The organism is Arthrobacter sp. E3 (assembly GCF_017353415.1).
Classification (GTDB): domain Bacteria; phylum Actinomycetota; class Actinomycetes; order Actinomycetales; family Micrococcaceae; genus Specibacter.
On record NZ_JAFMPX010000007.1, the window covers coordinates 86,058 to 102,590 of the forward strand.

The window sequence follows — 16,533 nt, forward strand, 5'->3', positions numbered from 1 at the left end:
TGCTCCTCGCTGGGCAGCGGCTCAACGGAGACCTTGGAGCTGGTGCTGCGCACGGGTGTGGGGGCAGAGGAACCTTGCTCCGCCGGGGTTGACTTGGCTGCCGCTGGTGGGACAGTTCCCGGCCGGGTTCGGATGACTCGTGGCTTGCGTGGTTCAACCATTGAAAGGGCCGTTCAACGCTTCGACCAGGGCAGGGCCGAACTCAGTTACGTCCCCTGCTCCAATAGTCAAGATAATGTCTCCGGCCACGGCACCTTCAGTTAACTGCTGCACTGCGGCAGCACTGTCAGGGGCATAGCCGAACGGCTTCTGCAATTCTTTGGTGATGAGTTCGCTGGTGACGCCCGGGATGGGGTCTTCACGGGCCGGATAAATATCGAGCACGGCCACGGTGTCCGCCAAGTCAAGTGCATGGGCAAATTCCTTGGCAAATTCTTGTGTCCGGGAGAACAGGTGTGGTTGAAACAGGACATGCACCTTATGCTCTCCGGCGACTGTCCTTGCCGCCCGCAGCGCTGCTGTCACTTCCGTGGGGTGGTGGGCATAATCATCAAAGACCGCAACTCCCCGGCCTTCACCCTTGGCTTCAAAGCGTCGTGCGGCGCCGCTGAAGGAGGCAAGCGCTGCCAAAGCTGCCTCCACGTCCACCCCGAGGGCAAGGGCCACAGCCACTGCGGCAGCGGCATTGCTGAGGTTGTGGTTGCCGGGCACCTGCAAGGCAAGCATCAGCGTGGTTGCAGCTCCCACCGGGAGCAGATCCGCGCGTAGTTCGATGCTGGCCGTGGAGTGCAATCCGTCCTGGCTCCCGGGTACAAGGCGAATATCCGACCCCTCGGCAAATCCATAGCTCAGGCACCGCTTTCCGGCGGCCGCAGCCTGTGCGGCCAGGTGGGCCGATCCAGGGTCGTCGGCGCAGGCAACGAGCGTACCTTCGGCTGGCAGCAAGTCCATGAACTTTTCGAACGCGGCAAATACGGCCTCAGCCGTGCCATAGTGGTCAAGATGGTCGGCCTCAAGATTTGTCACGACGGCAATGTGCGGGCGATAGTTCAAAAATGATGCATCGGATTCATCCGCCTCAGCCACAAACACGCCAGCAGTGCCGTGCGCAGCATTCACACCGAGTCCCTGGACTGTGCCGCCAACGGCGAAGGAGGCATCCACCCCTGCACCCTTGAGCATGACCGTGATCATCGAGGTGGTGGTGGTTTTACCGTGTGTTCCCGCAACCGCCACGACGATGTCCTCTGCCATGGCGGCGGCCAGCGCCTGAGAGCGGTGCAGTACGCGCAGTCCGCCCGCACGTGCGGCGGCAAGCTCGGGGTTGCTTTCACGGATGGCCGTGGAAACCACAACCGTGTCCGCAGTGGCTACATTGCCTGCCATCTGGCCAAGATGGACGGTGGCGCCCAAGGCGCCCAGTTCACGCAGCCCAATCGAGTCCTTGGCATCCGAACCGCTGACGGGCACGCCTTGGCCCAACATGATCCGGGCAATGGCAGACATGCCGGCGCCTCCCATGCCAATGAAGTGGACGCGGCCCAGTTCAGCCAACGTTGGGGGAATGTAGGCCACGGTCGATTCTTCCTGTGTCATTGGTTCGGCATTTCCGCTGCAGCAAGGACCATGTCGGCCATGCGCTCAGCAGCATCCCTGATACCCAGTTGTGCGGCTGAGCCGGCCATCCGGGTCAGCCGTGACTCATCAAGGCACAAGGGGATCACGTTGTCTTGGATCCACGGCCCGTCAAGGCCTGCATCGGGTTGCAGAAGGGCTGCCCCGGCCTGAACGAGGTCGGCAGCATTGCGCGCCTGTTCACCATTGCCAATGGGCAGCGGAACAAAGACAGCGGGCAACCCCACCGCGGCCACTTCGGACACCGTCCCTGCCCCGGAACGGCACAGCAGAAGATCGGCTGCAGCGTACACGTCTTCCATTCCGTCAACGTACTCAACCTGACGGTACAGGGCAGCCGTCAATAGCGAGCCGTCTGCCCGCATGACAGCTTTTCCCTTGCCGGTGATGTGAAGGGTTTGGATGCCTGCAGCAGCCAGGGCTTCCACCGAGTCGGCCACCGCTCTATTCAATCGCAGCGCACCGAGGGAACCGCCGGTCACGATGAGCGTTGGCCGCCCGACTTCAAGTCCGAGACGTTCCCGGGCCCCGGACTGGGCCTGGACACGGTCAAGTGCTGCGATGGCCCGGCGCATGGGCATGCCCACAACATGTGCGTGGCGGATCGCAGTGGCGGCAAAGGCTGTCCCCACATACGTGGTGTACCTGGCCCCGACCTTGTTGGCCAGTCCCGCCTTCGTATTTGCTTCGTGTATCACGATGGGCACCCGCAGCGACTTGGCGGCGAGGTACATCGGGGTGCATACGTAGCCACCCACCCCCACTAGGACGTCCGCCCTGGCATCTTGGAGAATCTTCTTGGCCGTGGCGACGGCCCGACGCATCCGCCACGGCAGTTTCGCCAAGTCCAGGGAGGGCTTGCGCGGCAGGGGGATCCGGTCAATGAAAACTAGCTCGTGCCCGGCGGCAGGCACCAGCGTGGTCTCCAGACCGTCTCTAGTCCCCACGGCCTTGATGGCTGCCTCGGGTACGCGCAGGAGGATGGCAGCCGCGATGGCCAGCAGCGGGCTCACGTGCCCTGCCGAGCCGCCCCCGGCCAGGACCACAGACAGTGGGGCTTCCGGTTGGGGCAGTTCCGGCAATGTCTGGTTTACGTTCTGCGTCATGTGGTCTTCAAAGTTCCTTTTGGTTCAGTCAGGGCTGGATCGGTGCGGGCTGGATCGGTGCGGGCAAAGGACAGGACTATCCCAATGGCACCAAGCACCATCACCAGTGAACTGCCCCCATAGGAGATGAAGGGCAGTGGAACGCCGATCACCGGAAGCAGTCCTGCCACCATGGCGATGTTCACAAATGCCTGGCCAATGATCCAGGTCAGGATGCAACCACACACCACGCGCGCAAACGTGTCATTGCGTGTCATGATCACACGGAACACGGCGAAAGCCAGCACAGCATAGAGGGCAATGATGACCAGGGAGCCCAGCAGGCCCAGTTCCTCACCGATGATGGCGAAGATGAAGTCGTTGTGGGCTTCTGGAATCCAGCTCCACTTTTGCCGACTCTGGCCGAGCCCAACCCCAAACCAGCCGCCCGAGGCCAGGGCGTACAAGCCGTTTTGGGCTTGGTCGCACAAACCTTGTCCGTCGTTGCAATTACCCAGCCACCCAGACAGCCTGGCAGTTCTGTTTCCGCTGATGGCCGCCATCACGATGGCCGAAACCAGACCGATGCCCACAGCACCCATCAGCACCCGCTTGCTGCCACCACCAAAGAACAGCCCGGCGCCCACAACACCCATGACGATGACAGCGGTGCCCAAGTCGTGCCCCAGCAGAATCAAGCCCACAAGGATCATGCCCACGGGCACCACCGGCAGCAGGGTGTGGCGCCAGTCCCCCACCAACCGGCCCTTGCGGGCCAGGACCATGCCTATCCACAACGCCAGCGCCAGTTTGGCCGCCTCGGATGGTTGAAAGCTGAATTCGCCCAAGTTGAGCCAGTTGCGGTTTCCACCGACGGATTTACCCAGCGGCGTAAAAACGGCAACCAGCAGAACGAAGGAAAGCCCCACTGCGGGCCATGCCAGCTTCTTCAGCAACGACGGTGTGACGAAGGAGAGCACCATCATCAGAACAAATCCGACACCGGCAAACATGGCCGCCTTCAGGAACAGCGAATATGGGTCAATCCCTGCCGAGATCGACTCTGCCGCTGACGCGGAGAGCACCGTCATCAAACCGATGCACGTCAACGTCACGGTCGTGGCAATGATCCAGTAGTAAGCAGCTGTGGGGTGCCCGGAGAATGCGTACAGCCGGCCACGCAAACGCTTCCAGCCGCTGGTGGGAGTCTGCCCGGCCGGCTCCGCGGAGGCCTTGGTTTGGGCGGCCCCTGCCACGGACTTGCTTTGCTTCGTGGAGGTCTTGGCCACTATGACTCCTTTTTGGCGCTTGCCCGTGACTCCATGAGTTCCCGGACCGCGTCCATGAACGCCTGGCCGCGGTGGGCATAGGAAGTGAATTGATCCATGGAGGCCGACGCCGGTGCCATCAGCACGGTGTCACCGTCGGCTGCCAGGGCCGCCGCCTCGGCAACGGCCAAAGCCATAACGGCATCGCCGTCCAAGAGGGGCTCCCTCACGGCAATAACCGGAACCGTGGGTGCGTGGTGCGCCAAAGACGCTGCCAAGGCGCTGCTGTCGGCGCCAATGAGAACCACGGCCTTCAGCCTGGCGGCTTGTGCCTGGACAAGCTCGTCATAGTCGACACCCTTGGACAGACCCCCGGCGATCCAGACGACAGGGTTGAACGCCGCCAACGAGGCTGCAGCCGCGTGCGGATTCGTGGCTTTGGAGTCATTGACCCACAGGACCCCTTCGGAGCTGGCTACCGGCTGGATCCGGTGTTCGCCGTTGTGATAATTTTGGAGACCCTTGCGTACGTCCGCCGGGCTCAGCCCATACGCCAGGACAAGGGCAGCTGCGGCGGCGGCGTTGGCCACCAAATGACGCGGGACAAGATCGCCAATGTCGCTGACGTTCGCCAGTTCTACGGCTGAGTCCTTGCGCTCAGCGATGAAGGCGCGGTCAACCAGCAGACCCTCCACCACCCCCACCATGCTGATGGAGGGCAAGCCGGTGGTGAAGCCCACGGCACGGCAGCCGTCCAACACATCGGCTTCTTGAACCATGCGCTCGGTTTCAATTTGCTCGGCGTTGTAGATGCAGGCAACCCGCGTGTTTTCGTAAATTTTCGCTTTGTCCGCAGCATACGCGGCGAAACTGCCGTGCCAGTCCACATGGTCTTCGGCCAGGTTCAGGCAGACGCTGGAGACCGGCTCCAAGGATTGCGTCCAGTGCAGCTGGAAGGTGGAAAGTTCCACGGCAAGCACGTCATAGCCTTGGGGATCGCGGACGGCGTCGAGGATGGGGGTGCCAATGTTCCCTGCCGCAATTGCACGCAGCCCGGCACCCTGCAACATGGATTCCACCATGGTGGTGGTGGTGGTCTTGCCATTGGTTCCCGTGATAGTGATCCACTGAGCCGTTTTGCGCCCGGCCTTGGTTTGCACACGCCAAGCCAGCTCAACATCGCCCCAAATGGGGATGCCGGCGTCCGCTGCGGCGGCCAGCAGCGGGTGGGTGGGCTTGAAACCGGGGCTGGTGACAACAAGCTCCGCCTGCTGCCCGTCAACGAGAGGCAGCACAGTGGAAGTGGCCTCCCCCAGGATGACTTCGCTGACGCCCACTATCCGCAGGGTGTCGGCGTGGCCCCGGGCGTCGTCGTCGTCCGAAGCGGCAACCACCACAACGCGCGCGCCCAGCTCGGCCAGCGTGTCTGCCACAGAGAAGCCGGTTTTACTGATACCCGTGACCACCACGCGCAGCCCCGACCAGTCAGCGTCCCAACTGCGCAATGCGTCAAGCCGATTTTCTTGGGTACTCACAATCGAACAATCCATTCAGCATAAAAAGCTCCAAGTCCGACGGCGACCATCAGCCCGGCCAGAATCCAGAACCTGACCACGACGGTCACTTCCCGCCAGCCCTTGAGCTCAAAGTGATGTTGCAACGGCGCCATGAGGAAGACACGTTTGCCCTTGGTGAGCTTGAAGAAGCCCACCTGAATGATCACCGAGAAGGTGATCAGCACGAACAGTCCACCGATGATGGCCAGCAGGATTTCGGTTCGGGACAAGATGGCAAAGCCTGCCATGGCCCCACCGATAGCCAGCGATCCGGTGTCTCCCATGAAAATTTTCGCAGGGGACGTGTTCCACCACAGAAAACCGATGAGGGCGGCGAACATGATGGCTGCCAGCAGCGACAGATCCAGCGGGTCACGGACCTCGTAGCACACCGCTTCCGAGGGCACCTTGCGCGACCCGCAGGCCTGACTGCTCTGCCACATGCCCATGAGCGTGTAGGCACCGAACACGAGGATGGCTGCTCCGGTGGCCAGTCCGTCAAGGCCGTCGGTCAAGTTCACGCCGTTCGTGGCCGCCGTAATGATCAGGTTGGACCAGATCACAAACAGCACCACGCCCAACGCCGCCCCCGCAAAGGCCAGGTTCAGGCTGGGAATGTCACGGGCGAAGGAAATGAACGTACTGGCAGGGGTTCGCCCGTTTTCATTGGGGAAGCCCAACGCCATGACGGCAAAGGAAATGCCCACCACGGCCTGCCCAATCAGCTTTCCCTTGGGGTTCAGCCCTGTGTTGTGCTGCTTGGTGATTTTCAAAAAATCGTCAAGGAAGCCCACCAGGCCCATGCCGACCATGAGGTAGATCATGAGCAGTCCGGATGCGGAGGGCCCTGGTGAGTTGTCGTTCAGCAGCCACACGATCAGGTGCGTGATGAAGTAGGCAGCCACCACGGAGCCGACCACCACCGTCCCGCCCATGGTGGGTGTGCCGCGCTTGACCTGGTGGGTGGTGGGACCGTCCTCGCGGATGATCTGCCCGTATCCCTTCTTCACGAGGAAGCGGATGAACAACGGGGTGCCGATCATGGCGAAGGCCAGGGCCAAGCCTGCACCGATGAGCAATGCGATCATGGCTGGGCAGTCCTTTCGCTGGAGGAGGCATCTGAGGTGTTGGTTGGGGCGTTCCCCGTGGGTAATGCTATCCGATCGCCCAGAAATCGCAGGCCAGCGCCATTGGAAGATTTCAGCAGGACAATGTCACCCGAGGCCAATTCGGCCTCCAGCACGTCAAAGGCGGCGTCTGCGTCAGGGACGAACATGGATTCGTTCCCCCACGACCCTTCCATGACCGCACCGACGTGCATGGCACGGGCACCAGCGCCGACGACCAGCAGCCGGGAGATGTTCAATCGCACGGCCACCCGACCCACGGCGTCGTGCTCCAGCACCGAGTCCTCGCCTAGTTCGAGCATCTCCCCCAACACGGCCCAGGTCCGTCTTCTCCCGCTGCCACCAAGTTCTGCCAAGGTACGCAGGGCTGCCCGCATGGACTCCGGATTGGCGTTGTAGGCGTCGTTGATAATGCTTACCCCGTCGCTGCGGTCCGTGCGTTCCATCCGGTAGCGGCTCGCTGCGCGCTGTTCGTTCAGCGAGGCGACAATATGTTCCGGCGATGCACCGACGGCATGCGCAGCCGACGCTGCGGCAAGCAGGTTCGCCACGTGGTGCAGGCCCAGGAGCTTGCTGCGCACCGGTAGGGCTTCGGTGCTTCCAGGAAAGATCAGGTCGAATTCCGGCTGGCCGTCGGCATTGGTGTGCACATTGCGAGCCTGCATGAAAAGTTGCTCCGGCGCACTTGTCGTTTTCTGCGCTGCGGCAGTGACGGGGGCATCAGCGCTGCTAAAGAACGTGACAGGCGCGCCGGAGCGGCTGGCCATGGCACGGACGCGTGCATCGTCGAAGTTCAGCAGGGCCGAGCCTTCAGGGGGCAGTGACTCCACAAGCTCGCCCTTGGCCACGGCGATGTTGTCGATGGAGCCGAATTCGCCTGCATGGGCGCTTCCGACACACAGCACAACGCCAACGTCGGGGTGGACCATGTTACCCAGATAGGCGATTTGGCCCATCTTGGTGGCACCCATTTCAATGATGAGGTACCGGGTGCTTTCCACGGCGCGGAAGACTGTCAGTGGAACTCCGACTTCGCCGTTGTAGGAGCCCACCGGCGCCACCATTTCACCCAGCGGGGACAAAATGCCCGCCAAAAGGTCTTTTGTGGTGGTCTTGCCTGCGCTACCGGTGATGCCGATGACGCTCAACGGTGAGTGCGCACGGATGCGCCGCACCACCTCAGCTGCAAGCGTCCCCATGGCCAGCACCGCATTGGCAACGATGACAGCCGGGAACCAGGTGCCGGCGTCGTCCGCGGGCACCTCGCGCTCCGCCAACGCCAGAACGGCACCGGCAGCGAAGGCGTTCGCCAGAAAATCGTGGCCATCGGCGTGCTCCCCCGACTTGGCCACGTACATGCTGCCAGGCTCTACGTCCCGGGAATCGGTGGCAATGAGGGCCACGTCAACAAGCGTGTGGGGATCGGTGCCTGGTGAGAGGGTTCCGCTGGTCAGTTCGGCGATCTTGGCCGCAGTAAATTCAATCATTAGTTGTGGACTCTATCGTGATTGCCTCGGTGAGCGGGAATCCGCGGGCTGACAGTGCCGACCGCAGTTCGACCCTGTCATCGAGGGAAAGGTTGACCCCTTTGACTTCTTGGAAAACTTCATGCCCGCGTCCGGCGACCAGGATGACATCTTGCGCGGATGCCAGCTCCACCGCACGGGCAATGGCGTCTGCGCGGTGGCCGACTTCCTCCACCACGCAACCCAACCGTTCGTCCTCATTGGCCGCCAGGGCACCGGCCAGGACCTCTGCGCGGATGACTGACGGGTCCTCGTCGTGGGGATCGTCATCGGTAATAATGACCACGTCAGCCCCGCGGGCCACGACGGCTCCCATGATGGGCCGTTTGGTGGCGTCACGTTCACCCGTGGCGCCAAAGACGGCGATCACGCGGGCACCGGGGGTGTCGGGTCTGACGGCTTCCAAGGCCCGTGCCAGCGCATCCGGGTTGTGGGCGAAATCAACGACGGCCACGGGGGCCGTGCCAATAAGCTGCATGCGTCCGGGCACTTCCACAGTGAAGGGGTCGTGCGCGTCAAGCACAGCCTGCAGCAGGGCCGTCACGTCTTGATTCTCCGGTGCGGACTGCTCCGTGGACTGCTGGGCCAACTGCAACTCGCTCAGCACCATGACCAGCGCCAGGGCCGCGTTTGCCACGTTGAAGTCACCCGGCAAGCCGGTGTGCACGCGCAGCAGGGCGCCGTTTGGTCCGCGCACGTTGAAGCGCGAGCCGACCCCATCCCTGCGCACCTCGCGTACCTGCCAATCGGCGGCTCGCTTCCCTTGTTCTTGACTGGAAGTGGCCAACGTGACAACTGGCACCGTGCTGGCCGCGGCCATGCGCCTGCCCCAGTCATCATCAACGCTGACCACCGCGGCCCGCGCGTGAGCGGGTGTGAAGAGCGCCGCCTTCGTGGCGAAGTACTCTTCCATGCTGCCGTGCAGATCCAGGTGGTCCTGGGTTAGGTTCGTGAAGCCGGCCATGTTGAAGACGACGGCGTCAACCCGGCCAAAGGCCAGCGCATGGGAGGAAACTTCCATGGACGCGCAGTCCAGACCCTTCTCGGCCATGACCGCCAGCAGCGCATGCACATCCGTGGATTCTGGCGTGGTGAGCTTGCTCGGAATGGCGTCGCTGCCGGCCAGGATCTCGATGGTGCCAATGAGCCCGGTGGTCTTGCCAAGCGCCCGCAGCAGCGAGTTCAGAAAATATGTGGTGGTGGTCTTGCCATTGGTCCCGGTCACGGCAAACAAGTCCAGCCCGCTCCCGTGCGTTTTCCCGCCCGTTCCGTAAACGGCAGCTGAGGCGGTTCCCACGGCGGCACGGGCGTCTGCCACGGTCAGCACCGGCACTGCCGGCGCTGCACCCACAAGGCGGGCTCCGGCGTCGTCCGTCAAAATTGCCACGGCACCTGCCGCTACGGCTTGGGCAGCAAATTCCGCACCGTGCGCGTGGGCACCCGGCAAGGCGGTGTACAGGTCCCCGGGCACAATGGAGCGCGAATCAAGACTGACGCCGCTCACATGCACCGGCGTTTCAGCCAGCAGCTTGGCCCGGCTGCCATCTAGGACCGCACCCAGCAATTGCGCCAGCTGCTCCAGTTCCGCTCCACGGTGGTGGAGCGGTCGCAGCGGGGCAGGGGCATGGTTTTGCGGCACAGGCACTACATCCTTTTCATTCACAATTTTCACAATCCGGGCCAGGCTGCTTATAAAACTTCGGCGGCATGACAGGCGGCGTGGTGGACGGCGGAATATCGTAAGTGCGCAGCACCTGTCCCATCACCTGGTTAAAGGTATACCCCTGGGTGACGCCGTAGATGCTGCCCTGCGGGCGCTGGACTGTAATGCCCACCACATACTTGGGGTCATCCATGGGAGCCATGCCGATGAAGGACGAGGTGTAACCGTCAAATCCGACGCCGTCGTCTGCTGGCGCTTCGGAGGTGCCAGTCTTGCCGCCGGTACGGTAGCCGGGAATGTTCACCACCTTGTAGTCCGTCATGGTCACCACCCCCTCGAGCATGTCGCGGGATTCCTGGGCTGTCTTGGGGCTGACTACTTCAACTCCGGGGGCTTGCGGAACGGTATCGACCTTGCCATTGGCATCCGTGAAGGAGTCGATGATCTGGGGTTTGAGCCGGACGCCGTCATTGGCGATCGTTTGGAAGATCATGGTGGTCTGCAGGGGTGTTTGTGCCACGCCTTGGCCAAACAGCACCGTGTACTGCTGGCGGCCGTCCCACTTGCTCCAGTCTGCAAGGATGCCAGGGCTTTCACCCGGAAGTGCTATGCCGGTCTTTTCCCCGACGCCGAACTTTCGCATGTAGTCATAACGCTGTTTAAGGCTCAGCTTCGACCCGGCCATGACGGTGCCGGTGTTCATCGAGTCGGCAATAATGCCGGCCAATGTGCGTTTTTCCGTGCCGTGGACGAACGAGTCGGAGAAGTTCTGCCCGTCAATGGTCAACGTCGGCGGCACCAGGTATTCACTCATGGGAGTGGCCAGGCCTTCTTGGACCAAGGCTGCCGCCGTCATGATCTTGCTGGTGGATCCCGGCTCCACCACCGAACTGACGGTGCGTGAACCAATGTTCTTCGGATCGGAGGCAGCAACATTGTTGGGGTCATAGGAATCACTGTCTGCGATGGCAACGACCTTGCCGGTCTTGGCCTCAATGACGGTGATGCTCGCCCACTGTGCGCTGTACTGTTCCTTCTGCTGCTGGGCCGCCTGCTGGGCATAGTACTGAATGTCCTGGTCAATGGTCAGCTTCACCGTCTCCCCATCGACTGCAGGCACTGTCCGTACAGGGGCCGTAGGAATGATGATGCCATTCTTACCTGCCTGGAACGTGCGTGAGCCATCAGTGCCCGTGAGCTTGTCATTCATAGTCTGCTCAATGCCGGCCAACGGCTTGCCTGAAGTGTCAACAAAGCCGACGATGGGCCCGCCAACGGCTCCCATGGGATAGACCCGCTTGGTGACAGCTTCTGAGTAAATGCCCGGGATGCCTAGTTCGGCAACCTTCTTCTCAATCTGCGGGCTGACATCCTGAGTGATGTAGTTGAAGTTCGCTTCTCCGGTGGACTTCTTCTTGACGTCCGCAAAGTCCATGCTCAAGACATTGGCCAGCTGTTGCAGCCCTTCATCCTTCGTGTACTCGACGACGGTTGAATCACCGGTTTTCGGATCGACATTCCGGTGCTTGTACTTTGTGTAGTCGGCCAGGTTAATCTGCGAGACGGTGATGTTGTACCGGATGATGCTCTCAGCGAGGACCTTGCCATTGATATCGACGATTTTTCCGCGGACGGCGGGAAGGCTCTGCACCACAGTTCGCTGATTCTCGGCAGCCTGAGCCAAGTTGCCCACGTCCAGTCCCTGCACCATGACGAGTCTGCCGGCAATGACCAGCAGGAACGCGAGCATCAGGACAAAGCCGATACGCATGCGGGTGCGCCCGACCTTGTTCAATTGTTGTGCAGTTGCACCACGTGCGGACTGGGTGGATTTTTGTGCCACTGCTGCTTTTTCCTTGCGTTCTTTGCTGGGACAGTCGAGGCTGCCTGATCCTAGTTAAACCCTAGCTGTCCTTCTGGGCTGGCGCGGGGATGGTGCCGCCGTTAAGTTCTGGTGCCGCGGCCTCCACAGGAACCGGTGCTGGTGGAACCACGGCCGCAGGCGGCACGGAGCCTGCACTCTTCTGGCCCGTGCTGCTCTGGCCCGCAGCCTGCTGGATGGCAGCTTGCTCGGCGGCGGCCTTCTGGACTTTGGCTGCCGGGCTGAGCGGCCCCGTGGACGATCCGGCAACTGTAAGGTCTGCGGCCGGCTTGTCGATGCTGGCTGGAGGAATAATCACCAGACCCTTGGTGTCCGCAGAGGCGGGCTGCGGGGATCCGCTGACCTTGCCGGAGCGAACATCAATCTGTCCAGTTGTTCCCGCAGGGACCATGCCCAGGCTTACGGCGCGTGCGACAAGTTCCTGTGGCGACTGTTTGGAGGCGATGCTCTGCTCCAACTCCTGGTTCGACTTATGCAAGTCCGCCTGCTGGCTCTTCAAATCAACCAGCTCGTACTGTCCCTTGGTGAGGGAGATGCTCATCACAAGCACCACGGTCAGTGCTGCAACAACCACCAGGAACAAGATCACCACGAGCGAAGAACGATTCCGTGCAGGGGTGGACACCACAAGGGACAGGGGGGTGCGTGGCTTGCGCGGTTTCGCCCCGGTACCCGTGAAAAGTAGATCTGGGTCAGCCGGCTCCACATTCAGTGAACGGGCATTATTGCCCACACTCACTGGCGTGGAGCGTGATGCAAGCTGGCTCATTTGGCACTCCTGATTCTGATTTTTTCCACTGCCCTCAGCCGCGCGGATGCGGCTCTGGGATTCTCTGCAATTTCTTCATCTGTGGGGATTTCCGTCCCCTTGGTCAGACGTTTCAAAATGGCCTTATGCTCTTCAAGTTCCACTGGGAACCCAGCCGGCGCAGAAGACGTTGATCCTGCGGCAAACACCGACTTCACGATCTTGTCTTCCAAAGAGTGGTAGGACATGACGACTGCGCGTCCATGCAGCCCCAGCGCCTCAACAGCGGCGGGAATGGCTGTTTCCAAAACGCTCAATTCTTCATTGACCTCAATGCGCAGCGCCTGAAACGTGCGTTTCGCCGGGTGCCCGCCAGTCTTTGCCGCACCGGAGGGGACAACGTTGCGGATTATCTCCACTAGTTCCCCAGTGCGGGTGAGGGGGGCCTTGTCTCGGGCCGCAACAATATGGTTCGCAATGCGGCCGGCAAACTTCTCCTCGCCCCACTTGCGAATGATCCGCACCAGGTCCTCTTCGGAGTAGCTGTTGAGCACGTCGGCAGCTGTCTGACCACGGCTGGTGTCCATACGCATGTCAAGGGGTGCGTCGAAGGAGTAGGCGAAGCCACGGGCACGCTCATCCAGCTGGAGGGAAGACACACCCAAATCCATCAAGATGCCATCAATGCTCGCAATACCCAAGTCTTCGAGGACGTCGGCGATCTCGTCATAGACGGCGTGCACCAAGTCAGTGCGGTCCTGGAAAGGGGTGAGGCGCTCCCCCGCCAGCCCGAGGGCCTCGATATCACGGTCAATGCCGATCAAGTGGAGGTCGGGAAAACGTTGCAGCATTGCTTCGGAATGGCCGCCCATGCCCAAAGTGGCGTCAATGACGATCGGCGTGCGCCCTGCCAGGCGGGCATTTTCAAATGCCGGGGCCAGGAGATTGATGCAGCGATCTTTGAGAACTGGGGTGTGGCGTTCAGAAGTGGGTGGCGTGGGAACTTCCGACGTCATCACAACTCCATTTCTCTTGGTTATCAACCGGGAGGGGTATTCATTCCCGCGGTGAGCGTGCAAATCTGGCAAATAACTCTTTTTACTGCGAACAACGTTTGTACTGCGGTGTGTCAGGTGGTGCAGGCCCAGAGCCACTGCTCCGCATCCTTGCGAAGTGTGTTCTTGAACCAGATCCCCCTCCGCCCCAAAGCCGCTCCACGCCTGGCTCCGGGGAAGGTGAGCCAGGATTGGACGAGCTGGGCGGCTGGAGATCTCATTCAAGATCACCGGCTGAGCCACCGGAAAGTGTCCTGCGAAGCAACGCTTTCCGGGTGTTTCCAACAACGTGTACTGCAACTGCGGGTGTTCACTGGCAGTTCTCTGTCAGCTAATACCAGGAATGGCGACTTCGTCTGTCGCAGAGAAAGCCGCCTCCTTTGCTGCCAAATAGTCCCGCCAAGCCGTGGCATCCCAGATCTCCGCCCGGCTGCCCGCGCCAATGACGACCAGTTCCTTCTCAAGACCTGCGTAGGAGCGCAAGGTGGCCGGTATGGTCACCCTTCCCTGCTTGTCCGGGACCTCATCGGAAGCTCCGGAAAGAAAGATTCGAATGTAGTCGCGTGCTGCCATGTTGGACAGCGGCGCATCCTGCATCTGAGGGAGAACCTTTTCAAACTCCCGTGCACTAAATACATAGATGCAGTTTTCCTGGCCCTTGGTCAGGACAAGTCCACTGGCAAGTTCCTCCCGAAACTTCGCCGGAAGAATGATCCTTCCCTTCTCATCAAGGCGCGGCGAATGTGTTCCGAGAAACAACTCACCACCACCTTCATTCGTGGAGCCTGAGGGATCACCCTGACCCCATCCCCTCCCACGCGCTCCACATTACTCCACAATCCTCCACCGTCAACCCAATATCAAGGTGTGCTCGTAGCGTGTCGGAGGAATAATCCGCGCCGTTGCAAGGCACTCGCCGAAGGAAGGCTGGTGGAGGGAATTTGGTACAGATAGCCGCTACCAGCGGCTCGCAACACGTGCTGGGACGCCAAAAAGCACGATTTAACGTACAGCAAGTACTCAGGTGGTGAAAAGTGGAGGGATCGGGAGCGCAGCTTCCACAGAGACGCAGACAGAGGCCCAAAACACCGAAGGCCACGGCGCAACGCGCCGTGGCCTTGAGATATTCAATTCTTTTGGGAGCGGGCTCTGGTAGCGCGCTTACTGGTCGCGGCGGCGTTCCTCCCACTTTTCTTCCAGCCCGTTCATGAACCCACTTTTTTGTTTGGGTCCCGACTTCGTGCCGGGCTTGCCCGCACTTTGCTCTGCGTCACCAAACTTCGGTTTGGAGACCGCGATGTACACGCCGCCACCCATGATCAGGAAGCCTAGAATACCTAGCAGGATTAGGTGTGTTGCCACGCCACCAAGCAGGACCAGCAGCCCTGCAATCATCACCACGACACCAATCACGATGTTGCGTGTTGACAACGACCGTGTTGGCGCCGTTGACAGTGCGTTGGCAAATTTGGGATCTTCGGCATGCAGTTGCTGTTCCAGTTGATCCAGCAGCCTCTGCTCGTGCTCAGAGAGGGGCATGACGACCTCCTTCAGGTCAGGGCCATGGGCGTCTTTGCTCGTTAACGTCTTTATCGCTTCGATGGTTCCCAACCCTCCGGTTCCACACATGCTGCTTCAGCGTGCGGCCTTGACGGCGTCGGGCACCAACAAACTTTGAAGTCGTCAATAAGCCAACTCCTACTATCAACAATAGGCTTGATTTTGCTGAACTGAAAGCCACGAGCGACATACTGTTGACACAAGGTAGAGCAGTGGGTGCAACTAGGGATTTCCTCGCGGTTTTAAGAGTCGTGCCGGCACAATTTTGGCGTTCCCAAACCGGGCAGCAATGGCATCCCCCACCACTTCGGCGTTGCGTGAGTGATCATCACGTGGGTCTAGGGTGAACTGCAATGGTGCATTCTCCACTGATTCCAACCGCTCCATGCGCAACCCAATCAACCGCACACTTTGCGGCCGTTGACCAAGCGCCTGCAGCAATGACACGGCACCAGCATAGAGTTGCGTTGCGCTGTCGGTGTTGGCACTGAGCGCCTTCGACCGCGTGATGGTGGCGAAATCGCTGTACTTGATCTTGATCGACAAGGTTCGCCCGCTCAGCCCGGCTTCCCGCAACCGCCCAGCCACCCGGTGCGAGAGTCTCAAGAGTTCACGGGTGAGCACCGCGTTCTCAAACGTGTCCACCGCAAAGGTCTCTTCCGCCCCCATGCTCTTTTCCTGGTGGACAGTGGTCACGGGCCGCGGATCGATGCCCCAAGACAGTGCATGCAGCGCAGCACCGGTGCTGCCCAGCGCCTTTTGCAAGGACGCACTCGGGGTCGCAGCTACATCGGCCACTGTGAAGATACCCAGCCGGGCGAGCACTTCCCTCGTCTTGGCTCCCACGCCCCACAGCGCCTCAACGGGCAGAGTGTGCAAATAATCCACTGTTTGCCCCTTCTCAATCAGCAGCATGCCGTCGGGCTTGCACCGGGTGGAAGCCACCTTGGCTACGAACTTACTGGCGGCAATGCCCACCGATGCCGTGATGCCCAGTTCAGCTGCGATGCGAGAACGGATCAGCGCCCCAATGTCTAACGGCGTACCAAGCCTGCGCAATGAGCCACTGATGTCAAGAAATGCCTCATCCACACTGAGCTGTTCGACCGTGTCGGTGATGGAGCGAAAGACCTCCATCACCTGAACCGAAACCTGATGGTACAGCTTTTGCCGGGGGGCAATCACGACGGCGGACGGGCACATCCGCAGCGCCGTCACCATGGGCATGGCGGAACGAACGCCGAGGGCCCGTGCCTCATAAGAGGCCGAGAGCACCACGGAACGCCCTTCAGGCTGGCCCACAATGACCTTCCTGCCCAGCAATTCGGGACGGTCGCGCAACTCCACGGATACAAAGAACGCATCCATATCAACGTGCATAATGGTGCAACCCGTTTGATCAGGGACGTGCCCTGCCCTGGATGCCTG

General features: G+C 61.0%; 13 protein-coding genes. All 13 read right to left on the reverse strand.

What is annotated here, in order from left to right:
- Positions 1 to 153 precede the first annotated feature (153 nt).
- Positions 154 to 1,596, reverse strand: coding sequence for a UDP-N-acetylmuramate--L-alanine ligase (gene murC / locus JMA46_RS05200; RefSeq protein WP_207344237.1), 1,443 nt, complete (start codon positions 1,594 to 1,596; stop codon positions 154 to 156).
- Positions 1,593 to 2,741, reverse strand: a complete 1,149-nt coding sequence (gene murG / locus JMA46_RS05205) for an undecaprenyldiphospho-muramoylpentapeptide beta-N-acetylglucosaminyltransferase (protein ID WP_207344238.1) — start codon at positions 2,739 to 2,741, stop codon at positions 1,593 to 1,595. The genes murC and murG overlap by 4 nt, the downstream gene beginning before the upstream one ends.
- On the reverse strand, positions 2,738 to 4,009 hold the full coding sequence (ftsW, locus tag JMA46_RS05210; RefSeq protein WP_348770060.1) for a putative lipid II flippase FtsW: 1,272 nt from the start codon (positions 4,007 to 4,009) through the stop codon (positions 2,738 to 2,740). The genes murG and ftsW overlap by 4 nt, the downstream gene beginning before the upstream one ends.
- Entirely contained in the window at positions 4,009 to 5,538 is a 1,530-nt protein-coding gene (gene murD, locus JMA46_RS05215; RefSeq protein WP_207344239.1) for a UDP-N-acetylmuramoyl-L-alanine--D-glutamate ligase, read from the reverse strand. Before murD ends, ftsW begins: the two co-directional genes overlap by 1 nt.
- Positions 5,520 to 6,632 (reverse strand): phospho-N-acetylmuramoyl-pentapeptide-transferase, encoded by a 1,113-nt coding sequence (gene mraY, locus JMA46_RS05220; protein ID WP_207344240.1) that lies wholly within the window; start codon positions 6,630 to 6,632, stop codon positions 5,520 to 5,522. The genes murD and mraY overlap by 19 nt, the downstream gene beginning before the upstream one ends.
- Positions 6,629 to 8,158: a UDP-N-acetylmuramoyl-tripeptide--D-alanyl-D-alanine ligase gene (gene murF / locus JMA46_RS05225; protein WP_207344241.1), complete on the reverse strand. Its 1,530-nt coding sequence runs from the start codon at positions 8,156 to 8,158 to the stop codon at positions 6,629 to 6,631. The genes mraY and murF overlap by 4 nt, the downstream gene beginning before the upstream one ends.
- On the reverse strand, positions 8,151 to 9,836 hold the full coding sequence (locus JMA46_RS05230) for a UDP-N-acetylmuramoyl-L-alanyl-D-glutamate--2,6-diaminopimelate ligase (protein WP_348770061.1): 1,686 nt from the start codon (positions 9,834 to 9,836) through the stop codon (positions 8,151 to 8,153). Before JMA46_RS05230 ends, murF begins: the two co-directional genes overlap by 8 nt.
- 16 nt (positions 9,837 to 9,852) lie before the next feature.
- Positions 9,853 to 11,703, reverse strand: a complete 1,851-nt coding sequence (locus tag JMA46_RS05235; protein ID WP_348770062.1) for a penicillin-binding protein 2 — start codon at positions 11,701 to 11,703, stop codon at positions 9,853 to 9,855.
- A 61-nt stretch (positions 11,704 to 11,764) separates the two neighbouring features.
- On the reverse strand, positions 11,765 to 12,511 hold the full coding sequence (locus tag JMA46_RS05240; RefSeq protein ID WP_207344242.1) for a hypothetical protein: 747 nt from the start codon (positions 12,509 to 12,511) through the stop codon (positions 11,765 to 11,767).
- Positions 12,508 to 13,506 (reverse strand): 16S rRNA (cytosine(1402)-N(4))-methyltransferase RsmH, encoded by a 999-nt coding sequence (gene rsmH, locus JMA46_RS05245; protein ID WP_207344243.1) that lies wholly within the window; start codon positions 13,504 to 13,506, stop codon positions 12,508 to 12,510. Before rsmH ends, JMA46_RS05240 begins: the two co-directional genes overlap by 4 nt.
- Before the next feature lie 366 nt (positions 13,507 to 13,872).
- A complete protein-coding gene (gene mraZ / locus JMA46_RS05250) occupies positions 13,873 to 14,304 on the reverse strand; it encodes a division/cell wall cluster transcriptional repressor MraZ (RefSeq protein WP_207344245.1) in 432 nt (143 codons plus the stop codon).
- Positions 14,305 to 14,706: 402 nt separating this feature from the next.
- Positions 14,707 to 15,084 carry a DUF3040 domain-containing protein gene (locus JMA46_RS05255; RefSeq protein WP_207344298.1) on the reverse strand — a complete coding sequence of 126 codons (378 nt, stop codon included), beginning with the start codon at positions 15,082 to 15,084 and terminating at the stop codon, positions 14,707 to 14,709.
- Between the two features lie 243 nt (positions 15,085 to 15,327).
- Positions 15,328 to 16,485, reverse strand: a complete 1,158-nt coding sequence (gene dinB / locus JMA46_RS05260; RefSeq protein ID WP_207344299.1) for a DNA polymerase IV — start codon at positions 16,483 to 16,485, stop codon at positions 15,328 to 15,330.
- Positions 16,486 to 16,533: the final 48 nt, after the last annotated feature.